Annotated in this window: 22 protein-coding genes and 1 pseudogene; 8 read left to right on the top strand and 15 right to left on the bottom strand. The window is 65.7% G+C overall.

Annotation, left to right across the window (positions count from 1 at the left end):
• Positions 1–5: 5 nt before the first annotated feature.
• Positions 6–1,028 (bottom strand): substrate-binding domain-containing protein, encoded by a 1,023-nt coding sequence (locus tag Q8M85_RS09405; RefSeq protein ID WP_305543419.1) that lies wholly within the window; start codon positions 1,026–1,028, stop codon positions 6–8.
• A 224-nt stretch (positions 1,029–1,252) separates the two neighbouring features.
• Here Q8M85_RS09405 and Q8M85_RS09400 point away from each other — a divergent pair, with 224 nt between their 5' ends.
• From Q8M85_RS09400 to Q8M85_RS09385, 5 genes and pseudogenes are all read left to right on the top strand, one after another.
• The gene (locus tag Q8M85_RS09400) at positions 1,253–1,687 is read left to right on the top strand and encodes an RbsD/FucU family protein (protein ID WP_305543416.1); all 435 of its coding nucleotides are present in this window, start codon (positions 1,253–1,255) and stop codon (positions 1,685–1,687) included.
• Positions 1,688–1,698: 11 nt separating this feature from the next.
• Positions 1,699–1,893: pseudogene (locus Q8M85_RS23365) on the top strand (helix-turn-helix transcriptional regulator); the annotation flags it as partial.
• A gap of 45 nt (positions 1,894–1,938) precedes the next feature.
• Positions 1,939–2,907 carry an ROK family protein gene (locus tag Q8M85_RS09395; RefSeq protein ID WP_371135227.1) on the top strand — a complete coding sequence of 323 codons (969 nt, stop codon included), beginning with the start codon at positions 1,939–1,941 and terminating at the stop codon, positions 2,905–2,907.
• Between the two features lie 227 nt (positions 2,908–3,134).
• Positions 3,135–3,518 carry a VOC family protein gene (locus tag Q8M85_RS09390; RefSeq protein WP_305543410.1) on the top strand — a complete coding sequence of 128 codons (384 nt, stop codon included), beginning with the start codon at positions 3,135–3,137 and terminating at the stop codon, positions 3,516–3,518.
• Between the two features lie 96 nt (positions 3,519–3,614).
• Positions 3,615–4,418 carry a hypothetical protein gene (locus Q8M85_RS09385; RefSeq protein WP_305543407.1) on the top strand — a complete coding sequence of 268 codons (804 nt, stop codon included), beginning with the start codon at positions 3,615–3,617 and terminating at the stop codon, positions 4,416–4,418.
• Positions 4,419–4,453: 35 nt separating this feature from the next.
• On the opposite strand, the gene Q8M85_RS09380 is transcribed toward Q8M85_RS09385, so the two are convergent.
• The 10 genes from Q8M85_RS09380 to Q8M85_RS09335 all read right to left on the bottom strand — a co-directional run bounded on the left by Q8M85_RS09380 (position 4,454) and on the right by Q8M85_RS09335 (position 14,264).
• A complete protein-coding gene (locus tag Q8M85_RS09380; protein WP_305543404.1) occupies positions 4,454–6,076 on the bottom strand; it encodes a dihydroxyacetone kinase subunit DhaK in 1,623 nt (540 codons plus the stop codon).
• Positions 6,077–6,088: 12 nt separating this feature from the next.
• The gene (locus Q8M85_RS09375) at positions 6,089–7,081 is read right to left on the bottom strand and encodes an ABC transporter ATP-binding protein (RefSeq protein ID WP_305543401.1); all 993 of its coding nucleotides are present in this window, start codon (positions 7,079–7,081) and stop codon (positions 6,089–6,091) included.
• Positions 7,074–8,168 carry an ABC transporter ATP-binding protein gene (locus tag Q8M85_RS09370; RefSeq protein ID WP_305543398.1) on the bottom strand — a complete coding sequence of 365 codons (1,095 nt, stop codon included), beginning with the start codon at positions 8,166–8,168 and terminating at the stop codon, positions 7,074–7,076. Before Q8M85_RS09370 ends, Q8M85_RS09375 begins: the two co-directional genes overlap by 8 nt.
• Complete coding sequence (locus tag Q8M85_RS09365) at positions 8,161–8,526, bottom strand: VOC family protein (protein WP_305543396.1); 366 nt, start codon at positions 8,524–8,526, stop codon at positions 8,161–8,163. The genes Q8M85_RS09370 and Q8M85_RS09365 overlap by 8 nt, the downstream gene beginning before the upstream one ends.
• A gap of 5 nt (positions 8,527–8,531) precedes the next feature.
• Complete coding sequence (locus tag Q8M85_RS09360; RefSeq protein ID WP_305543393.1) at positions 8,532–8,720, bottom strand: hypothetical protein; 189 nt, start codon at positions 8,718–8,720, stop codon at positions 8,532–8,534.
• Complete coding sequence (locus Q8M85_RS09355) at positions 8,717–9,727, bottom strand: nitronate monooxygenase family protein (protein ID WP_305543391.1); 1,011 nt, start codon at positions 9,725–9,727, stop codon at positions 8,717–8,719. Before Q8M85_RS09355 ends, Q8M85_RS09360 begins: the two co-directional genes overlap by 4 nt.
• Complete coding sequence (locus tag Q8M85_RS09350) at positions 9,724–10,665, bottom strand: carbohydrate ABC transporter permease (protein ID WP_305543389.1); 942 nt, start codon at positions 10,663–10,665, stop codon at positions 9,724–9,726. The genes Q8M85_RS09355 and Q8M85_RS09350 overlap by 4 nt, the downstream gene beginning before the upstream one ends.
• Positions 10,662–11,621, bottom strand: coding sequence for a carbohydrate ABC transporter permease (locus tag Q8M85_RS09345; RefSeq protein WP_305543386.1), 960 nt, complete (start codon positions 11,619–11,621; stop codon positions 10,662–10,664). The genes Q8M85_RS09350 and Q8M85_RS09345 overlap by 4 nt, the downstream gene beginning before the upstream one ends.
• 99 nt (positions 11,622–11,720) lie before the next feature.
• A complete protein-coding gene (locus Q8M85_RS09340; RefSeq protein WP_305543383.1) occupies positions 11,721–13,037 on the bottom strand; it encodes an ABC transporter substrate-binding protein in 1,317 nt (438 codons plus the stop codon).
• Between the two features lie 156 nt (positions 13,038–13,193).
• Complete coding sequence (locus Q8M85_RS09335; RefSeq protein WP_305543380.1) at positions 13,194–14,264, bottom strand: LacI family DNA-binding transcriptional regulator; 1,071 nt, start codon at positions 14,262–14,264, stop codon at positions 13,194–13,196.
• A gap of 175 nt (positions 14,265–14,439) precedes the next feature.
• Here Q8M85_RS09335 and Q8M85_RS09330 point away from each other — a divergent pair, with 175 nt between their 5' ends.
• The 3 genes from Q8M85_RS09330 to Q8M85_RS09320 all read left to right on the top strand — a co-directional run bounded on the left by Q8M85_RS09330 (position 14,440) and on the right by Q8M85_RS09320 (position 17,010).
• Complete coding sequence (locus Q8M85_RS09330) at positions 14,440–15,084, top strand: SGNH/GDSL hydrolase family protein (RefSeq protein ID WP_305543377.1); 645 nt, start codon at positions 14,440–14,442, stop codon at positions 15,082–15,084.
• A gap of 62 nt (positions 15,085–15,146) precedes the next feature.
• Positions 15,147–16,283: an aromatic ring-hydroxylating dioxygenase subunit alpha gene (locus Q8M85_RS09325; protein WP_305543375.1), complete on the top strand. Its 1,137-nt coding sequence runs from the start codon at positions 15,147–15,149 to the stop codon at positions 16,281–16,283.
• A 31-nt stretch (positions 16,284–16,314) separates the two neighbouring features.
• A complete protein-coding gene (locus Q8M85_RS09320; protein ID WP_305543372.1) occupies positions 16,315–17,010 on the top strand; it encodes a sirohydrochlorin chelatase in 696 nt (231 codons plus the stop codon).
• 55 nt (positions 17,011–17,065) lie between these two features.
• Here Q8M85_RS09320 and Q8M85_RS09315 read toward each other — a convergent pair whose 3' ends face one another.
• The 4 genes from Q8M85_RS09315 to Q8M85_RS09300 form a co-directional block, all read right to left on the bottom strand.
• Positions 17,066–18,466, bottom strand: coding sequence for a glutamine synthetase family protein (locus Q8M85_RS09315; protein WP_305543369.1), 1,401 nt, complete (start codon positions 18,464–18,466; stop codon positions 17,066–17,068).
• 2 nt (positions 18,467–18,468) lie between these two features.
• The gene (locus Q8M85_RS09310) at positions 18,469–19,839 is read right to left on the bottom strand and encodes an aspartate aminotransferase family protein (protein WP_305543366.1); all 1,371 of its coding nucleotides are present in this window, start codon (positions 19,837–19,839) and stop codon (positions 18,469–18,471) included.
• A 136-nt stretch (positions 19,840–19,975) separates the two neighbouring features.
• Entirely contained in the window at positions 19,976–21,139 is a 1,164-nt protein-coding gene (locus tag Q8M85_RS09305) for an alpha-hydroxy acid oxidase (RefSeq protein WP_305543364.1), read from the bottom strand.
• Positions 21,140–21,206: 67 nt separating this feature from the next.
• Positions 21,207–21,794 (bottom strand): hypothetical protein, encoded by a 588-nt coding sequence (locus Q8M85_RS09300; RefSeq protein WP_305543361.1) that lies wholly within the window; start codon positions 21,792–21,794, stop codon positions 21,207–21,209.
• Positions 21,795–21,824: the final 30 nt, after the last annotated feature.

The following is a 21,824-nucleotide window of genomic DNA, read 5'->3' as shown; positions in this document are numbered from 1 at the left end:
AGACCTTAGCCCCAGCAGAGCTCGGTGCCCTTGGTGGTGTCGATCGAGGTCACACCCTCGGCCGGCTTGTCGGTCACCAGCGAAACGCCGGTATCGAAGAAGTCCTTGCCTTCGGTCGGCGCCGGCTTGGTGCCGTCAGCGGCGAACTTGGCGATGGCTTCAACGCCCAGAGCGGCCATCGCAAGCGGATACTGCTGCGAGGTGGCGCCGATGACGCCGTCCTTGACCGAAGCGACGCCCGGGCAGCCGCCGTCGACCGAAACGATCAGGACCTGGCTTTCCATGCCGACAGCCTTCAGCGCCTGGTAGGCGCCCACGGCGGCGGGTTCGTTGATGGTGTGGACGACGTTGATGCCCGGGTCCTTCTGCAGAAGGTTCTCCATCGCCTTGCGGCCACCTTCTTCGTTGCCGTTGGTCACGTCGTGACCGACGATGCGCGGATCATCCTCGTCACCGATGTCGGCGGCGTTTTTCACGTCGATGCCGAAGCCCATCATGAAGCCCTGGTTGCGCAGGACGTCGACGGTCGGCTCGGACGGGGTCAGGTTCAGGAAGGCGATCCGGGCGTTGGCAGCTTCAGCCCCCAGCGTCGCGGCAGCCCAGGCACCGATCAGGCGACCGGCTTCCAGGTTGTCGGTGGCGAAAGTCGCGTCAGCGGCGTCCGCCGGGTCGAGGGGCGTGTCGAGAGCGATGACCAGCAGGCCAGCTTCGCGGGCCTTGGCCAGCGGGCCGACGATGGCCTTGGTGTCCGAAGCGGCGATCAGGATGCCCTTGGCGCCGTCTGCGATGCAGCTTTCCACCGCAGCGACCTGGCTGTCGTGGTCGCCGTCGACCTTGCCGGCATAGGACTTGAGCGTGATGCCCAGTTCAGCCGCCTTTGACTCGGCGCCTTGCTTCATCTTCACAAAGAAGGGGTTGGTGTCGGTCTTTGTGATCAGGCAGGCCGAGATGCCGTCCTGTGCCGAGGCGAAGCCGGCCGACAAGGCAAGCGCGCCTGCGCCCAGAAGGGCTTTGGTGATGATCTTCATGGTCTTCCTCCCAAGGTGAGGGCGTTTGTGCCCCCGTTTCGAAATCCGTGCGCCGGGCCGAAAAGCCCCTGCGACGAGGGTAGAAAAGCTGATTCCCTGCCTTGCGTCAAGATAATTAAATCACTCTGATTTATTATTGACAGGCGCGGCATCCGGCCGCAGTCTGGGCTGGATGATCGGGGCAGATGCTCTCGTCGCGCCAGACCCGGGAGGAGGGGGAGGCCATGCTGATCGGTATTCCACCCCTTTTGGGGCCCGACTTCCTTGCGACCCTGCGCGGCATGGGACACGGGGATGAGCTTGCCATCGTGGACGGCAACTATCCAGCCGTGGACCACGCGCGTCGGCTGGTCCGTGCCGATGGGCACGGGGTGCTCGCGGTGGTTGAAGCGGTCTTGACGGTGATGCCGCTGGACCTTGCGGTTCCGGCTGCGCTGTTCCGCGCCAGTCTGAACAACGATCCTGTGCAAAAAGATGAGATTCACCGCCAGATCGACGCGCTCTTTGCCCGGATGGCGCCGGGCTTGGCGGTTGTGGCCCTGTCGGGAGAGGCGCTCTATCCCCGCATCCGGGCGGCACATGCCATCGTGGCGACCTCCGAAACGGCGCTTTTTGCGAACGTCATCCTCCGCAAGGGGGTTGTCGGTCCGGTCGGCTGACGATGCAGGACGCCTCGACCAATGCGCTGGAGGTCGTGCGGGGCACGAACCAGTCTGGCATGCGCGACCACAACGAGCGGTTGGTCCTGTCGCTGGTGCGGCGTCATGGGGCGCTGGCCAAGTCCGACATCGCGCGCATGACGGGACTGTCGGCGCAGACCGTCAGCGTGATCATGCGGGGGTTGGAGCAGGACGGGCTGCTGGAACGCGGCCAGCCGGTGCGGGGGCGGGTGGGGCAACCGTCGATCCCGATGTCGCTGGCGGCCGAGGGGGCGTTCTTCCTGGGGCTGAAGGTCGGGCGGCGGTCGGCGGACCTGGTGCTGACCGACTTTCGCGGTCGGCTGCGGGCGGCGCGGCGGCGGGTCTATCGCTATCCGACGCCGGACGCGGTGGTGGGGTTCGTTCGGGAGGCGGCCCCGGCCCTGGCGGGGGAATTGCCCGTGGCGCTGCGGGGCCGGATCATGGGGATGGGCGTGGCGATGCCGTTCCAGCTGTGGAACTGGGTGTCGGTCCTGGGGGTCCCGCAGTCCGAGATGGACGCCTGGCGGTCGCGGGATCTGGGGGCTGAACTCGGGGCCGTCACGGGCCTGCCGGTCTATGTCCAGAACGACGCGACCTCGGCCTGCGGGGCGGAACTGATCTTCGGGACGGGGGAGCGGCCGAAGGATTTCCTCTACTTCTACTTCGGGACCTTCATCGGCGGCGGGCTGGTGATGAACGGCCAGCTTTACCTTGGCCGGACCGGCAACGCGGCGGCGGTAGGGTCGATCCAGGTGCCTGCCCCCAGTTCCGGGCCGGGCGGCGGGACGCGGCGGCTGATCGACCTTGCCTCGATGTCGGTGCTGGCCGAGGCGATGGAGGCGGCGGGGGAAGGGTCGGACCACCTCTGGTCGCAGCATGACAGGTGGGAGGTGTCTTCGGCCGTGCTGGACCGCTGGCTGGATCAGGCGGCGGGGGCGCTGGCCCATGCGACGCTGGCGGCGGCGGCCTTGCTGGAAATCGAGGCGGTGCTGATCGACGGGTGGATGCCCTTGGCGGTGCGGGCCGAACTGGTGCGGCGGACCCGGGGGGCGCTTCTGGGACTGGACCTGGCGGGGATCGAGCCTCCGGTCATCCGGGAGGGGACGGTGGGGGCGGACGCGCGGGCGCTGGGGGCCGCGGCGATTCCCTTGTCGCAGAGGTATCTGATCGACCAGAACGTCGCGGTGCGGGAGGGGTAGTGTCCACGGTGGACATTTTCTGATTTCTATTTGGAATCAGTGGGATGGGCGTGGGCGTTTACCGGGTGTTAACCGTTGGTTTCCCCTCACCCCGGCCCTCACCCCCGAGGGGAGTGGGGACGCTCGGGGCTGGCGGTGGTGATGGCTTGCGACGCCGTCGGCCCGCTGGCGCAGAATCGGATGGAGGCGTAGACTGATCCTGTCCGATCCAAGGGAGGGAGTGTGCCATGCAACTCAATGCCCAACAGGTGACGGTGATGCTTCCGGTTCGTGATCTTGCCCGCGCGCGCGATTTCTATGAGCGAGCGCTGGCACTGCCGTCGGGCGAGGAGCGGCCTGACGGAAAGGTGGTCTACCACTGCGGTGGCACCGAAATCGCGCTGTTCCCGAAGCCCGAGGGGACCAAGGCCGAACACACCGCGCTGAGTTTCCGGGTGGATGACATCCTGTCCTCGATTGCCGAACTGGAAGGCCGGGGCGTGGTCTTTGCCGATTATGACCTGCCGGGGTTCAAGACGGTGGGGCACGTCTGCGTGCTGGGGTCAGAGAAGGCGGCGTGGTTCAATGATCCCGAGGGGAATATCCTTTGTTTGCATGAGGATATTGCGTAGAGGGCGGTTCAGTTGGGGCTTCGCGGCTGGCGGCCGGGGGTTTCACACCCCCGGACCCCCGTGGGATATTTGTGAACAGGTGAATGAGCAGATTCGATGAACAAGAGAAAGACCCTGACTGCATTTGCAGCTCTGACCGCAGGAGTCGTTCTTGTGGGGGCTTTGGCGGCGTTAGGCTGCCCGCAACTTATCCGTTCTGACGCTTTGCGCATCGCCGGAGATAGACCCTATTGCCTGGCTGTTCCCGGTGCTCATCGGCCGGTTCAGGGATGGTGGGATCTGACCCCCTTCTTCGCCCGTGGGAATTGGCTGCGGCAGCACCTGGTACTTTTTGTGGAGGGGCCAAATGGTTTGGAGGGATACCACTGGTCCTATTCCGAGTCCCAGTTCAACCCCGGCGCAATCGGAATGCAGCATTGCCTTCCTCGCTTGGGTTTCCTTGATGCACTGCGGAACGATGGATCTGGTTTCTACTTCGTGATGGGCGGTACCGCCTATCTTATCCCGCGGGAGTTCAACGCAGGTCATGGAGATGAGGATTTCATCGCTTTGGACTTCGGTCTGACCCAACGAAGGCCAGGAGGACGGGACCATGTTATGATCGGTGCCGCTTCGGTCGAACGCTGGCGGCGAGAGTCAATTGGGCAGCCGACCCCCAAAATGACGATAGGTCAAAGGCTGCGTACAGAAGGCGCCTATGGACTCAGCATTCGCGACTTTGACCACTTGGGCCAAATTCAGCAAGAGTTCCGTTGCCTTAGCAAAGAACGGCTGTGCGTTCTGGAGTTTATTGCGCCGCCGGGGGTGTTCCATGTGGTTCTGGCTGAAACGTCAGTCGAGATGTTGCCGGCGGTGAAGCAAGGCATTCTGGACACTTGGGAGGGGTTCAAACTCCCCTAGTGACATGCTTTCGCGGGATGAGGGTGCGGGCCGAGTCAGCCGTTGGCAAGATCCTCAAACAACCGCGCCACGCCTTCCGCGCCCGGATCGTTATGCCCCTTGAGCTTGTCGGCGGCGAGGTAGCTCGCCCGTCCTGCCTTGGCGCGGGTCATCTGTGCCGTGGCGTTGGCGCCTTCGCGGGCGGCTTTGGCGGCCTGCGCAACTCCCTGCGGCAGGGCGGCCAGCGCTGGGGCGAGGGCGTCGATCATGGTGCGGTGGCCGGGGGCGGCTCCGCCTACCTGCATCACGCGGTCGAGGCCTGCGGTGAGGGCTCCGATCCAGGTTTTGCCGGAGGCGCTCGCGTCGCCGGCGGCGGCGAAGAAGATGGCGAGGAGGACTCCCGAGGAGCCGCCCATGGTCTGCGACAACTCCATACCGATGGCGCGGTAAAGCTGGGTGGGGTCGGCGAGGGGGAGGCGGTCCAGGGCGCTCAGGAGGGCGCGGGCGGCACCGGCGAGGGTGCTGCCGGTGTCGCCGTCGCCGGACTTGGCGTCGAGGAGGTTCAGGTCGGATTCGATGGCGATGAGGGCCTTGCAGCAGCGGTCAATCAGGGCGCGGCGGGCGGGGTGGGCGCTGGGGACGGGCTGGATCGGAGCGAGGCCGTCGGGGAGGGGGCGGACCGCCACGGCTCCGAACGGGGAGAGGCCGGGCCAGGCGTGGGGGGCGACGGGGGCGGCGAGGCTGGTCACCTGAGCGTGGTCGACGGGCAGGAGCGAGACCGAGAAGCCGTGCATGTCGAGCGAGGTCATCAGGGGGGCGGGGCCGATCATCCATTTGACCTTTTGCCCGAGGGGGGAGCGGGCGAGTTCTTCGGCGAGGATGCTCATTTCGAGGGGGGTGGTGGAGCCGAGGTTGTTGAGGAGGGCGACGTGGTCGCCGTTGCCGGTGTGGGGCAGGAGTTTCTCGGCCACCATCTGCATGGCAGAGCGGGCGCCGGTGAAGTCGACCTGTTCGATCCCGGCCTCGCCGTGGATGCCGAGGCCGAGTTCGGCTTTGCCTGACGCGATGCGGTCTTCCTTGGGGGAGCCGGGGACAGTGCAGGTGTCCAAGGACATGCCGATGGAGATTGCGCCTTTGATAACGCTGTGGGCGGCGGCGGTGATCGTGTCGAGGTCGGCACCGGATTCGGCCATCGCTCCGGCGATCTTGTGGACGAAGAGGGTTCCGGCGACGCCGCGGGCTTGCGGCAGGTCGGGGAGTGCTATGTCGTCGTCGACGATGACCATGCTGACCTTGAGGCCGAAGGCGCGGGCGCGCTCGGCGGCGAGGCCGAAGTTGAGGCGGTCGCCGGTGTAGTTCTTGACGATGAGGAGGCAGCCGGACTTGCCGGTGACGGCGAGGATGCCTGCAAGGACGGCGTCCACGGAGGGCGAGGCGAAGACATCGCCGCAGACGGCTGCCGTCAGCATGCCCTGGCCGACGAAACCGGCGTGGGAGGGTTCGTGGCCGGAGCCGCCGCCTGACACAAGCGCGACCTTGGAGCGGTCCCAGTCGGTGCGGACGACGACGCGGATGTGGGGATAGCCGTCGAGGCGGGCCAGTTTGCCTGCGCTGGTTCTGAGCAGGCCGTCGATCGCTTCGGTGACAAGGCTGTCGCGCGCGTTCATGAACTGTTTCATGGGGTTGGCCTTTCAGATGCGGTTTCCGGCTGTGTCGAACCAGAGGGGGTTGTGCGGGCGGATGTTGAGGGTCTGTCCGGGTTTCAGGGCGGTGTGCGGCTCGGTCAGGGTGATGAGGCTGTGTGGGCCGAGGGAGAGGTGGAGGCGGGTCTGGTCGCCCAGGTGTTCGACGCGGGTGATGGTCGCGGGGCTGCCCTCGCCAACGTGGATATGTTCGGGGCGGAGGCCGATCTGGGCGGCATTCGGGGGCGCTGGGCCGAAGGCGTCGGCGGGCAGAAGGTTGATGTGCGGCTGGCCGAGGCGGGAAGCGACATAGGTCGAGACGGGGGCCTCATAGATCTCGCGCGGGGTGCCGAACTGGACGAGGCGACCATGGTCAAGGACGCCGACATGGGTGGCCATGGTCATCGCCTCGATCTGGTCGTGGGTGACGTAGAGGAAGGTTGCGCCCATGTCGGCGTGGATGCGCTTCAACTCGATCCGCAGGTCGGCGCGGAGCTTGGCGTCGAGGCTGCTGAGCGGTTCGTCCATCAGGTAGATGCGGGGGTTCCTGACAAGCGCGCGGCCGATGGAGACGCGCTGCATCTCGCCGCCCGAAAGGGCGGTGGCCTTGTTGTCAAGCTTGTGGGGGATGCGGAGGACCTCGGCCACCTCGGCCACGCGCTTGGCGATGTCGGGTTCGGGCATCGCGATCATGGGGGAGCGGAGGGGGAAGGCGAGGTTCTCGCGGACGGTGAGGTGGGGGTAAAGCGAGTATTGCTGGAAGACCATCGCCACGTCGCGCTGGGCGGGGGTGTCGTTCACGACCGATGCGCCGTCGATGCGGACGTCGCCCGTGTCGGGGCGGTCCAGACCGGCGATCAGGCGCAGCGTGGTGGTCTTGCCTGCGCCGGTGGGTCCGAGGAGGACGACGAAAGCGCCGGTCGGGATGGTGAGGGAGACGTCCTTGAGGGCCTGGGTGGGGCCGTAGGACTTGGACAGGTTCGTCAGTGTGACCTCAGCCATGATGGACCCCGGCGTTGGCGGCGGTACGCAGCGCACGCCCGGTGGTGGCGTCGAAGAGCGACAGGCGGCGGGCGTTCAGGGCCAGGCCGGCGAGGTCGCCGGTCTTGGCCGGGGCCGTCGAGGGCGTGCGCGCCTTCACCTGGCCGTGGGGGGTCGAGAGCGTGACGATCTGGGTAGTGCCAAGGTATTCGACGGCCTCGATCCGCCCGCGCAGCGGGGCGCTGTCGGACAGCGCGACATGCTCGGGGCGGACGCCAAGGACAAGCTGGCCAGAGGCAGGTTCCTGCAACTGGGGGAGGGGGATGGGGATGCCGCCGAGGGTGACCGTCTCGGCCCCCGCGGCGGCGGTGCCCTCGAAGCGGAGGAAGTTCATCGCCGGGCTGCCGATGAAGTCGGCGACGAACAGGGTCGCGGGGTGGTCGTAGATGTCCTGCGGGGTGCCGAACTGCTCGACGACGCCGTGGTTCATCACCACGATCTTGTCGCCCATCTGCATCGCCTCCAACTGGTCGTGGGTGACGTAGACGGTGGTGGCGTGCATCCGGTCGTGCAGGGCGCGGAGTTCCTCGGCCATGATCTCGCGGAATTCGGCGTCGAGGGCACCAAGGGGTTCGTCCATCATGAAGGCCTTGGGGTTCCGCACAATCGCGCGGCCAAGGGCGACGCGCTGACGGTCGCCGCCCGACAACCCGCCGACCGGGCTGTCGAGCATGTGGTCGATGCGGAGGATCCTGGCGACCTCGGCCACCTTCTGCGCGACCTGAGCCTTGGGGACACCTTGCGAAACAAGGGGATAGGCGATGTTCTTGCGCACGTTCATGTGCGGGTAAAGCGCGAACATCTGGAAGACCATGGCAATGTCGCGCTGCGAGGCGGGGCGCATCGAGACATCCTCGCCGTCGATCAGGATCTCGCCCGAGGTGGGCAGTTCCAGGCCCGCAATCATGCGCAAGGTCGTGGTCTTGCCGCAGCCGGAGGGGCCAAGCAGCATGAAGAACTCACCGTCCCGGATGGTGAAGCTGGACCCCTGCACGGCGGTAAACGCGCCGAATTCCTTGCGGAGGTTCTTGATGACGATTTCAGCCAAGGGGAATCTCCTGCCCGGCGCGGATGAGGTTGCCGCCCGGGTCGAGAAGCGCCAGTTCGCGCATGCCCCAGGGTTTGTCGGTGGCGCGCTCAAGCCGCGGGATACCGGTGGCGGGAAGGCCAAGGGCGGCCCATTCGGCGTCGAGTGCGTTGATGTCAGCGGGGCGCAGATAGGCCCCGTGGTCGCATTTGAACGGGTCGAGGTCTGGATGGTGGAAGAAATGCACCTCGGCCCCTTCGCGCTTCATCAACAGGTAGTCGGCGTCAGTGTAGACGGTGTGGAAGCCCAAACGCTGCCAGAAGGTCTGCGTCTCGGCGATGTCGCGGGCGGGCAGGATGGGGGACAGCTTTTCCAGCATCAGGCTTACTCGGGGAAATGGCTGGTGACGATGAACATCACCGTGCCGACAAGGGTCACAAGGAAGGACCAGGTATAGGCCCAGAGGAAGAAGGGCTGCATCAGCATCACGACGCCGAGGGCGATCAGGATGGTGGCCAGGTTCTCCCACGGGCCGCGGCGCAGGCGGAGGAGGCCGTTGAGGAAGGCGGTCATGGGTGACCTCCGGTATTTGCAAGGGCTGCGGTCAGTTCGGTTTCAAGCCTTGAGACGAGCTCGGCGGCATGTTCGACGGCTTTGATGTCACCTACTCCGGTGCCCGCATAAAGGCAGGCCGATTGCACCGATCCGACTGCGCCGGGCATTGGCGGGGTGTCACTGTAGCGGGGGAAGGTTTCGTCGCCGCGCCGGAAGATCACATCGCCTTCGCCCGGACGGTTCGGGGCCTGCGGGCAACCGGACGCTTCCCATTCGGTCAGCGTGTCGTTGCGCAGGACGCGGTGCATGGCGAAGGGCCAGCCGACGTCGAAGCAGTTGGTGAAGACGGTATCCTTGGCCGAGGCTCCGACCAGCGCTGATTGGTACACGTCATGGGCTGCGGCTTCGACAGTGGCGACAAAGCGGGTGCCCAATGCGGCCCCGGCAGCGCCTGCGGCGATGGCGCGGGCGACGCTGTCGGCGGTTGCGATGCCGCCCGCGACGATCACCGGGACGCGATGGGCCTCGGCAAGAACAGCGGGCAACAGATCCTGTAACGGTGTCGTGCTTTGCACATGGCCGCCAGCCTCGTTGCCCTGTGCGATCAGGAAATCCGCCCCTGCATCAAGTGCCTTGCGGGCGCCCAATGCGCTGGCGACCTGAATTCCGACCAGCGCGCCTGCCCGATGTGCGCTTGCCACTTTTCCGGCGTCGATGCCCCAAGAGAGGGTGATGATCGGGAGGCCAGCTTCCAGTGCTGCATCGAAGCCCTCGCACGGGAAATGCAGCACGAAATTACAAAAGAAGCTGCGCCCGTCAGTTGCCGCGCGCAGAGCCGTTACGGCGGATGCGGCCTCCTCTGGATTTGCCCATGTCAAAGCGAATCCGCCCAAGGCTCCTGCCCGAGACACGGCCCCGGCAAGTGCGGTCGTCGCGGCAGAGCCGATGGGAGCCTGCATGATCGGGATGCTCTGGCCGATCAGTTTCAAGAAGGCGCCGACGTGGGACGGGTAGCCTTTGGTCATTTGCGGACGGCTCCGAAGGTGATCCCGCGCAAGAGGTGTTTGCGCAGAAGGATGGTGAAGATCATCACCGGGAGAAGGAACAGGGTCGCCCCTGCGGCCACGGCGGGCCAGTCCTGGCCGCCGACGCCGATGATCGTGGGGATGAAAGGCGGGGCGGTCTGGGCGTTGCCCGAGGTGAGCAGCACCGCAAAGGCGTATTCGTTCCAGGCGAAGATCAGGCAGAAGATCGCGGTCGAGGCGATGCCGGTCGCGGCCTGCGGCAGCACCACTTTGCGGAAGGCCTGAAAGCGGGTGTAGCCGTCGATGAGGGCGGCCTCTTCGTATTCGCGCGGGATCTCGTCGATGAAGCCCTTCAGAAGCCAGACAGCGAGGGAGATGTTCACGGCAGTATAAAGCAGGATCATGCCGAGATGCGTGTCGGACAGGCCAAGCTCGCGGTACATCAGGTAAATCGGGATCGCGACGGCGATGGGGGGCATCATCCGGGTGGAGAGGATGAAGAACAGAAGGTCGTCCTTCAGCGGCACCTTGAAGCGCGAGAAGGCATAGGCGGCCAGCGTGCCGAGGAAGATACTGAGGAAGGTCGAGCCGAAGCCGATGATGACCGAATTCATGAAGCGTTCGCCGAACCGGCTTTGCCCGGCGATGACCATGCCCTGATCGCGGACGATCTGGTCATACCATGTCTCGGGCGGGGGCAGGGCCGCGAAGTCATCCGCCGCGATGCGAGTGCGGGTGGTGAAGAGGTTGACATAGCCCTCGAGCGCCGGTTCGAAGATCACCTTCGGCGGGTAGGAGATGCTGTCGGGGCCGGACTTGAAGCTGGTGGAGATGATCCAGACCAGCGGCAGGAGCGTGACGAGGGTGTAAAGCGCGACCAGGGCGCCGGCGACCCATTTCGAGGCCCGCGAGGGTTCGGTGACGGAATAGGCGCTCATCTTTCTTTCACCTTGTTGAGCGCCTTGACGTAGATCGAGGCGAGGCCGAAGACGGTCACGAACAGGATGATGGCATAGGCGCTGGAATAGCCGGTCCGCCATTTCTCAAAGGCTTCGCGCTTGAGGTCGATGGAGGTCAGGAGCGTCTCATTACCCGGGCCGCCCCCGGTCAGCAAATTGACCATATCGAACATCTTGAAGTTCTCGATCCCGCGAAACAGGACTGCCAACATGAGAAAAGGCAACACCATCGGCACGGTGATGGTCCAGAACTGACGCCATTTCGAAGCGCGGTCGACCTCGGCCGCCTCATAGATGTAGTCGGGGATGGATCGCAGGCCGGCAAGGCAGATCAGCATCACGAACGGTGTCCACATCCAGGTGTCGACGATGATGATCGACCAGGGGGCAAGGCCGCCGGGGCCGAGCATCGAGAAGGAGGACGCGGGCGTGCCGGTCAAGAGCTCGACCATGTAGTTTACCAGGCCGATCTGCGGCTGGTAGAGGAAGGTCCAGAAATTGCCGACCACGGCGGGCGACAGCATCATCGGCAGCACGATCAGCGTGGTCAGCAGGTCGTTGCCCTTGAACTTGCGGTTGATGAGCCAGGCGAGGGTGAAGCCGATCACCACCTGCAGCACGATGGTCCAGATCAGGAAATGCGCCGTGGTCTGCATCGTGGCCCAGGTGCCTTCGTCGGTCAGGATGCGGGTGTAGTTGCGCAGGCCGACCCATTCCACCTCGCGGTTGGGGCGGTTGGCGGCGTAGTTGGTGAAGGAAAGCCGCACCGTCCAGATAAGCGGGAAGATGTTGATCGCGAGCAGCAGGAAGATCGTGGGGGCGACGAAGATCCAGGCGATGGCCCGGTCGCTGAGGCCCCGGACCTTGCGGGCGAGAGGCGCGGGCGTGGCCCGGGCGGCGGCTTCGATGGGGCCGGGAATTGGGGGGTGTGGCATTGCGTGATCCCAGGGGATGTGTCCCCGGACCCGTACCCAAGGGGGCAGGGTTGCTTCTGATGGTCTCCCCCGCCCGCAGGGGGCGGGGGAAAGCGGGGCCTAGAGCTTGCCTTCGTCCTGGAAGACTTCGGTCCAGTCGGCGATCAGGCCGTCCAGGGCCTCTTGTGCGGAGCCCTTGTCGGCCACGACATAGTTGTGCAGCCGTTCCTGCATGGCCAGCAGAAGCTGGGCATAGGCCGGTTCCTGCCAGAAGTCCTGGACGCCGCCCATCGCTTCGAGGAAGTCACCGGCGAAGGGCGCGGTGTTCACGAAGTTCGGGTCCTCGAGCACGGCCTTGTGGCAGGAATAGCCGCCGGCGGCCCACCACTTCTTCTGCACCTCGGGCTGGGCGAACCATTTGATGTAGGCCAGCGCGCCGTCCATATTGTCGGTGTTCGCCACAACGCTGATGCCCTGGCCGCCAAGGGTCGAGGCCGCGACGTTCTGGGCGGGGTTGACGAAGAAGTCGATCTTGTCGCCGCCGGTGTTCGGATCGGCATAGAGGCCGGGGAAGAAGGCGAACCAGTTCATCGCCATGGCGACCTGGCCCGACTTGAAGGCATCGAGCGACTGTTCCATGTAGGCGTTGTCATAGCCCGGAGGCGTGCCGGTCTTGTAAAGCTCCTTGTAGAATTCAAGGGCTTCGACCGCCTCGGGCGAGTTCACCGCGCCTTCCATGTCATAGCTGCCGGGGGTGTTCTCATACTTGAAACCCCAGGCGTAAAGCGCGCCGGTGGCGCCCATGGTGATGCCTTCGGACCCGCGTTCGGTGAAGATCGAGGCGCCGTAAACCGTCTTGCCGTCGATCTCGCGCCCCTGGAAGAACTGGGCGATTTCAAGAAGCTCCTTCTGGGTCTTCGGCTCGCCCAGTTCGCGGCCGGTCGTTTCCTGGAAGGCGGCGCGGATGTCGTCGCGGGCGAACCAGTCCTTGCGGTAGAACCAGCCGTTCGCGTCGCCCATCGCGGGCAGGGCGTAATAGTTCGGCTCGCCCTTGGGCCAGGTCGAATAGGCATAGACCGTCGCCGGGGCGAAGTCGTCCATGCTGATGCCTTCGGCGTCGAAGAAGTCGTTCAGTCTGACATACCAGTTGTTCTCCGCCGCGCCGCCGATCCACTGGCTGTCGCCGATCAAAAGGTCGCAAAGCTGCCCGCCCGAGTTCAGTTCGTTCAGGATGCGGTCGGCAAAGTTCGGCCAGGGCACGAACTCGAATTTCATCTTGGTGCCGGTCTGCGCCTCGAAGTCCTTCGACAGTTCGACCAGCGCGTTCGCCGGATCCCAGGCGGCCCAGCACAGCGTGAGCTCGTTGGCCTGCGCATTGGCCTGAGCGGCCCAGGCCAGGGAAATAGCCGCAGAGGCGGCCAGAATCGTCCGTTTCATGTAGTCCTCCCGGTGTTGAGTTCGGACCCGTGCGGATGCCGGGCCTTCTTTGGATTGCAGGGACCATAGGCAGATGCGGGCGGGCCTGTAAAGCATTTTTGAGGTGCGTACCTCAGATCGGCGCAAGCGCCCGGATCAAAGCGATTTGAGGACGGCTCAGGCGACTTGATCGACCTCGGTCGGCGGCTGGGAGACGGGCGGCTCGGGCAGGTTTTCACGCAGGACGATCTCGATTCGAATCTGTTCCTGGCTTTCGTCGAGCGGCTGGTGGTCGGCCTTGGCCCGCAACACGCGCAGGGTGGACCGGGCAAGGTGGCCAAGGTTCTGGGTGATCACGGCGGTGATCCGACCCGCGATCAGCGCCGCGCGGACATGCGGCGTGAGTTCGTGGCAGATCACCGTCAGTTTGCCGGAAAGCCCCATTTCGTCAAGGACTTGAGTCAAGGTCCGGTTTCCGCCGCCCATGGCGTAGATGCCGCGGACATCGGGCGCGTTGGCCAGCATCTCGCGCACGACCTGACGCAGGGTGGCGGGCGAGCCGTGGGTTTCCAGCGACTGCAGCGCCTCCAGCCCCGGAAAATCGCGCTGCATCACCTCGTCAAAGCCGCGACGACGTTCGATCATGTCACGGGCCAGAAGCGATTGGCCAAGGACAAGGACCTGACCCGGCCCCCCGCCAAGGAACCGGCCCATGATCACGCCCGCTGTCCGACCGGCTGCGCGGTTGTCGATGCCGATGAAATGGTCGCGCCCCGCGTTCGGCAGGTCCGAGACCAGGGCGACCACGGGAATCCCGTTCGCGCGCAACTGGCGGACGGCATCGCGGAGGATCGGGGTTTCGGGGGCCATCAGCGCGACGCCCAGGTAATCGCGGCCGGGCAGGGTGCCCAGCAGGGCCGCCAGGGCATGCGGGTCCTCGGCCGGAAAGCGGTGAAGGCGCAGTTCTGTGCGGCTGGTGGCGGCCAGCGAGCCGGCTTCGGTCAGGGCTTCGGCAAGGGATTGAATGAACTGGCTTTCCGTATCGGGCAGCACGACGGCAACCCGGTAGGTCCGCCCCCGTGCGAGGTTTGCCGCTGTCAGATCGCGGACATATCCCAGCCGGGCGATCGCGTCGTTCACCGCCTTGACCGTCTTTTCGCGCACGCCGGGGCGTGCGTTCAGGACACGGTCGACCGTGGCAAGACTGACACCGGCCTCACGGGCGATATCGTTGACAGTTGGCCGCAAGGTAGGCTCCAGGTTTCCGGGTCCAAGTATCTGCCCCTGCATGAGGTACGTCAATCAGCTTGTAGCAGGGACACGGTGGGGCACCAGAGCGGATTTGTCGTTCAAGCCGGATCGGGCAGCGTATACGGTTGCGGCGGACACCGGGCCGTTGCGGTCCGGTCAGGGGAGGATAGGCATGACCAGGACCGTTCTGCTTTTTGGCGACAGCAACACGCATGGCACGATGCCGATGCCGGATCTTGGCTTCGGCGGCCGCTTCGACCGCGAGGACCGCTGGGCCGGGCGTCTGGCAAGACTGCTGACCGGCTGGGAGGTGATCGCCGAGGGCCATCCGGGCCGGACGACGGTGCATGACGACCCGGTAGAAGGCGCGCATCGCAACGGGCTGACCGTGCTGCCGGCGCTTCTGGAAAGCCACAAGCCGCTGGACGTGGTGGTCGTCATGCTGGGGACCAATGACCTTAAGGAACGCTTTTCGGTCAACGCCTGCGACATCGCCCTGTCGCTGGAGCGGCTGGTGCGGGTGATCCTGGCCTCGGACTGCGGGCCTGGGAACGGGGCGCCCGAGGTGCTGCTGGTCGCTCCGCCGCCGATCGTCGAGGTGGGCTGCCTGGCCGGTATGTTTGCGGGCGGGGCGGCGAAGTCGGTTGCGCTGGCGGCCGAGATCGCGGCAGCGGCGAAGCGGGTGGGGGTGCCGTTCCTGGATGCGGGGGAGGTCGTGGCTGTCTCTCCCATCGACGGCATCCACTATGACGCCCCGGCCAATCCGGCATTGGCCGAGGCCATTGCGGCGGCGATCAGGGCGCATTTCCCCGGCTGAGTGTCGCGTTTTCGCTGGAACCGTAGCAGCGGCAGGCGCAGGATCGGAGGAGGAGGTGCCCCATGACCCAGCACGATCCGTCGCTTGCCATTGCAGAGCTGCGCGCCAATGTCTCGGTCCCGTTCGAACGGGCGCGGGCGATGCCGAAGTCGGTCTACACCTCGCCCGATTTCGCCAGGGCCGAGCAAGAGCATATCTTTGCGAAGGAATGGCTGTGTGCCGGCCGGGCGGATGCGCTGCCGAACCCCGGCGACTATCTGACCATGACCATCGCGGGCGAGCCGGTGATCATCCTGCGCGACCGCGAGGGCGTATTGCGCGGCATGTCCAACGTCTGCCGCCACCGCATGAGCACTCTGTTGGAAGGCCGGGGGAATGTGCGGTCGATCGTCTGCCCGTATCACGCCTGGACCTACAACCTGGACGGCTCGCTTCGGGGTGCCCCGGCGATGGCGCGCAATGAGGCCTTCTGCAAGGAGGACGTGAAGCTGCCCACCGTCCGGGTCGAGGACTGGCAAGGCTGGATCATGGTGACCCTGTCGCCCGATGCTGTGCCGGTGGCCGAGCGGCTGGCGGGGGTGGACAGGCTGGTGGGCCACCTGCCGATGAAGGACTACCGTGAGGTCTTCCGCGAAGAGTTCCGCTGGGACACAAACTGGAAGGTCCTGGCCGAGAATTTCATGGAAAGCTACCACCTGCCGGTCTGCCATGCCGGGACCATCGGCGGGGCTTCGGACCTGAACAAGATGGAGTGCCCCGAGGGCGAGGAGGCGTTCAACTACCACTGGATCATCAAGAACGACCTGGTGCCCCTGGCTCTGGCGCATCCGTCGAACACGGTCTTGCAGGGCGATGACCGGCGGATCACCTGGCTGCTGGCGATCTATCCGGCGCTCTTGATCACGCTGACGCCGGGGTATTTCTGGTACCTGTCGTTGACGCCGGACGGGCCGGGTTCGGTGCGGGTGCTGTTCGGCGGGGGCATGAGCGCCGAGTGGATGGCCGACCCCGAGGCCCCGGCGCATCTGGCAAGCGTGAAGGCGCTGCTCGACGATGTGAACGTCGAGGACAAGGGCTGCGTCGAGAAGGTGTGGAAGGGGCTGTGCGCCGGGATGTCGGCACCGGGTGCGCTGAGCCATCTGGAGCGGCCGAACTATGATTTCGCCCGCTATATCGCCGGGCGGATGCCGGGGGCTTGACCTTCCGGCCCGCGGCGTCACCTATCCGCCCATGACCAAGCATGCCCTGATCGTGGCCCATGGCCAGCCCTCGGACCCGCGCCCGGCCGGTGCCGCGCTGGAGACGCTGGCGGCGCGGGTCGAGGCGCTGCTGCCGGGCTGGTCCATCGGCGCCGCAACGCTGGCCGAGGCGGGCGCGATGGCCCGTTCGGTGGACGGGATGCCGGGCGGTGTCGTCTTTCCGATGTTCATGGCGGGGGGCTGGTTCACGCGGGTCCAGATCCCGAAGCGGCTGGCCGAGGTCGGGGCGCAGGGGTGGACCGTGCTGGAGCCCTTCGGCTGCGATCCGGCCGTGCATGATCTTTGCGTGACGCTGGTGCGTGAGGCGGGGGCCGGGCAGGTGATCCTAGCGGCGCATGGGTCGTTCAAGGCGTCCGCCCCGTCCGACATCGCGCAGCATGTCGCCGGGCGGATTGCCGAGGAGACGGGGGCCGATGTCGCGGCGGGATTCATTGACCAGGAGCCGCAACTGTCGAGCCTGACCGGGCGCGGCGGGGTGTGTCTCCCGTTCTTCGCGGCTGGGGGCGGGCATGTCAGCGACGATATTCCTGCCGCGCTGGCGGTGGCGGGGTTCACGGGGCGCGTCCTGCCGCCAGTGGGGCTGGACGCGCGGGTGCCGGGAATCATCGCAGCGGCGATTGCGCGCGGTGTGCCGGTGTGTTCGGGGGCCTGCCGCTGGGCGCGATGACCAAAATCCTTCGAAGGATTTTGCAAAAGTCTTCGAAGACTTTTGCGCCCGGCAGTCAGACGGTGTGCAGGTAGAGGTCAAAGTCCACTTCGCTGACGGTCCGCATCACCCGCGCATACTCGGCAGCCATGATCGCGGTGAAGGTGCGGTGCATGTCTTCGCCGAGCGCGTCCTTCAGGAAGTCGGACCGCTTGGCCGCGTCTATGGCGGATTTCCAGTCGGTCGGGATCGCGGAGATGTCCTCGTCGGCGTAGCCATTTCCGGTGGTTTCGGGGCCGGGGTCGATCGCTTCCGTCATGCCCTTGCGGACTGCGGCCAGCACGGTTGCGGCGACCAGATAGGGGTTCGCATCCACCCCGGCCGGGCGATGCTCGATCCGGCGGGCCTTGACGTCACCGGCCGGAATCCGCAGCGCGACCGAGCGGTTGTTGACGCCCCAGGAGGGCGAGACCGGCGCGTAGGACTGGTTGGCGAAGCGGCGCCAGGAGTTCGCATGGGGCGCGAAGACCAGCATCGATTCCCCCATCGTCTGCTTTAGGCCGCCAAGCGCGTGCAGGATCGTCGGGTTCCATTTGCCCTCATCCGTTTCGATGAAGACGTTGTGGCCCGTGTCGTCGAGAAGCGACACGTGGAAGTGCATGCCCGAACCGGCGTAGTTCTCGTTCGGCTTGGCCATGAAGCAGGCGACGACGCCATGCGCGCGGGCCTGGGCGCGGACGATGCGCTTCAGCCGCATCAGGTCGTCGGCGGCCTGCATCACGTTTTCGCGGTAGTGGAGGGTTAGTTCATACTGGCCGGGGGCGTATTCCGAGATCAGGGTTTCGGCCTTGATCCCGGCCTTTTCGGCGCCCGCGTAGATGTCGCTGAAGAGCGGCAGCATCCCGTGCAGGTGGTCCACCGAATAAACCTCGGTCTTGCGGCTTGACCGGCGGTCCAGGACGTCGCGGGCGGGCTGCATCTTGCCATCGGGGCCGCGTTCGGGGTCGAGAAGGAAGAATTCCAGTTCAAAGGCCCCTGCCGGGTGCAGACCGTTCCGCGCCAGCAGGTCCACTTGCCGCTGCAAGGCGTGCCTGGGGTCGCTGGTCATCGGCGCGCCGTCGAGCATGTACATCGACATGAACACCTCGCCCCGGGGCGGCTGGGTGTTGTGCAGCGCCTTCAGCGTGCCTGGGATCGGCCAGGCACGCAGGTCGCCGTCGCCCTGGTCCCAGATGAGACCCGTTTCGTGGACATCTTCGCCGCAGATGTCGAGGCCAAGGATCGAGATCGGCAGATGGCGGCCATTGTTGTAAAAAGACAAAAGCTCATGCCGCCGGATGATCTTTCCACGGCCAATTCCATTGGCGTCGTGCAGGATAATGTCAAAAGCCTCGATCTCGGGGTGAGCTTCGAGAAAGGCTTCCGCTTCGGCTGGGGTGGAGCCGGAGGGGCTGCCCTCCTGCGTGTTCTGGGTCATGGTCAGGCCTTGAAGAGTTCGGTGAGGATGGCGTCGAAGCTGGCGATCAAGCGGTCGACCTGGGCCTTCCTGGTCGCGGGGCTGATCAGCATCATGTTGTGGAAGGGCGCGATGAGCGTGCCGCGGTTGATGAGGCCGGTGTGGATCGCGGCTTCCAGTCTAGGCTGGTGGGCCGCGCCTGCTTCCGTCCCGTTCCTTAACGGCCCGGGGGCGCAGATGAATTCGACCCGCGCGCCGACGCGGACGACGTGCCAGGGGGCGCGGTGTTTGTCGATGGACTTGGCGAGCCCGTGAGAGAGGCGTTCGGCCAGCTTCTCCATATGGGCGTAGTTTTCCGGGGTCATGACCTGGCCCAGGGTGGCGACCAGGCAGGCGAACTGCATCGGGTTGGCGGAAAGGGTCGTGCCCATGCCGGTGCGGCCGGGCTCGCGTTTGGCATCCGCCTCCTCGTACCGCCTCGCGGTCTCGTCGGTAAGGCCCCAGACGGCGGTGGGCATCCCGCCCGCGACGCATTTGCCGACGACAAAGATGTCGGGGCGCAGCGAATGGACGCGGGTATAGCCGCCAAGCCCGGAGGAGATGGTGTGCGTCTCGTCGATGATGAGCAGCGCACCGTATTTCATCGACAGCTGGCGCAACCCGTCGTGGAAGCCCGCCTCGGGAAGGACCATGCAGGAGTTGGTCATCACCGGCTCGGTCAGGATGGCGGCCACGTCGCCTTGCGCCAGGGCGGCCTCGACCGAGGCCAAGTCGTTGAATTCGCAGGCGACGGCGGTCTGGGTCAGGTCATTCACCTGGCCGAGGAGACCGGGGGAATTGACGGTCGTGCCGTTCTCCAGGCTGACGAAGGTGTCGTCCACCGTGCCGTGGTAGCAGCCGTTGAACACGAGGACCTTGGGTCGGCCGGTGATCGCCCGCGCGACGCGCAGCGCGAAGCGGTTGGCATCGGTCGCGGTGGTGGCGATCTGCCAGCGGAAGGGGCCGAAGCGGTCGGTCAGAAGGCGCCCGGCCTCCAGCGCGGCCTCGGTCGGCAGCATGTAGGTCAGGCCGCGGCGGGCCTGGTGGCGGATGGCCTTCGCCACGGGGGCGGGTGAATGGCCGAACATCGACCCGGTGTCGCCGAGGCAGAAGTCGTCAAGCCTGATCTCGTCGATATCCTCGATCCTGGCGCCGTGGGCCTTTGCGACCAGGGGAAGGTGCGGCATCGGCCAGTCGGCCATCCAGTGCATCGGCACGCCGCCGAGGAAGGTCTTGGCACCTGTGGCGAGGGCCTTCAGCGCCTTGGGGCGCGCCTTGGCATAGATAGCTGCCTCGCGTGCGGCGAAGGCAGCAAGGAAGTCGGTGCGGATTCCGGCAATGGTTTCAGCGGACATGGCGGGCCCCGGGAACTGTCGCTGCGTTTATGCCGGAATTTGATCAAATAGCAAGCGGCGGCTCGCCCTGCGTCTTCGACTTCTTCTCGCAGGGCGCACCCAGCGAGAAGCGACGAAGTCGACGACGAGCGGATCGTCAGGCCCAGCGGCCCTCGAAATCTTCGGGAACCAGAAGGTTGTGACGCCCCATGTTCTTCACGTCGCGTTCACCGCAGAGCGCCATCGTGATGTCCATTTCCTTGCGGATGACGTCCAGCGCCTTGGTGACCCCAGCTTCGCCCATCGCACCCAGGCCGTGAATGTAGGCGCGGCCGATCATCGTGCCCTTGGCGCCCAGCGACAGCGCCTTCAGCACGTCCTGGCCGGACCGGATGCCGCCATCCATCCAGACCTCGGTCTGATCGCCAATCGCGCGGACGACCTGCGGCAGCACGCGGATCGAGGACAAGGCCCCGTCCAGTTGCCGTCCGCCGTGATTCGACACGATCACCGCGTCGGCCCCGGCATCGGCGGCCATTTTCGCGTCTTCGGCGTCAAGGACGCCCTTCAGGATGAACTTGCCCTTCCACTGGTCGCGGATGCGGGCGACCTTGCCCCAGTCAAGCTTGGGGTCAAACTGTTCGTTCGCCCAGGCCGCCAGGTTCGACAGGTCCTTCACACCCTTCACATGCCCCACGACGTTGCGAAAGCTGCGACGCCGGGTCTTCAGCATGTTGAAGGCCCAGCGGGGTTTCGTGGCGATGTTCACCAGGTTAGGGATCGTAAGCTTGGGTGGCGAGGTCAGCCCGTTCTTCAGGTCCTTGTGGCGCTGGCCAAGGATCTGCAGGTCCAGCGTCAGCACCAGTGCCGAGCATTTCGCGACCCGGGCGCGTTCGATCACCCTGTCGACGAAGTCCTCGTCGCGCATCACGTAGATCTGGAACCAGAAGGGGTCTGGCGAATGTGCCGCGACATCCTCGATCGAACAGATCGACATGGTGGAGAGGGTGAAGGGCACCCCGGCCTTGGCAGCGGCGCGGGCGGCGTGAATCTCGCCATCCGGGTGCTGCATGCCGGTCGATCCGACCGGAGCCAGCGCCACCGGCATCGAGACCTTCTGGCCGGCCATCGTGCTTTCCAGAACCCGGCCGGTCAGATCACGGGCGACACGCTGGCGGAAGCGGATCTGCGCGAAATCGGAGGTATTCTCGCGGAAGGTCTGTTCGGTATAGCTGCCGCTTTCGCAGTAGTCCCAGAACATCTTCGGCGTGCGCTTCTGATGGAGGCGCTTCAGATCCTCGATGCAGGTGATGACGGGCATGGCATCCTCGGATATTGGTGAACTGAACTTACCAATCGGTGCCGCCAGCGCAAGCGGGAACGCGGTGTCAGGCCGACGTCAGATAGTGGCGCAAGGTGGCGCGGGCGGCGTAATCGCCAGTGGCAAGATCAAGCACCCGGCCGGGAAGCGCGACGGTGCCGTTGGCGCGGACCTCGGCCGCGGCCAGAAAGGGCAAGCCGGGCGGCAGGATCGACCATTGCAGCCCGCCCCCGCCAGCCGGATATTGGGCGGAGGGTGCCATGTGGCGGTTGTGGTCGGTGCCTGGCAGGACCTTGGCGATGCGCTGCTCGCCCAGCAGCTTGATGTCGCGCAGGGTGCGGGCCTGGAGGTCGGCGTAGCCAGCCGCACCGCGCGAGGCCAGGACATGATCATGCACCTTTGGTCGTTGGAGATCGGCGGCTGGGGTGGCAGCCGGCAGGCCCAGCCGACCGCCCGAGTTCAGTGTCGTGCCGTCAAAGCGGAACTGGTCGGGCCGGGGCAGCTGTTTCAGCACCAAAATCCAGTAGCCCTGGGCAAGACGACCCCGGTGAAAGCCCAGGGCAGCTTCGGTTTCCGCCTCGTAGCCCGGTTTGATCCATTGCAGGGTGGTGACGTTGCCCGAAAGGGTCACGTGCTGGCCGAGACTGATCGACATTGCCACCTCCGTCCGTCCGCTGACGCAAAC

This window comes from Tabrizicola sp., assembly GCF_030694085.1.
Taxonomy (GTDB): Bacteria; Pseudomonadota; Alphaproteobacteria; order Rhodobacterales; family Rhodobacteraceae; genus Tabrizicola.
This window is presented reverse-complemented; position numbering and strand designations above follow the sequence as displayed.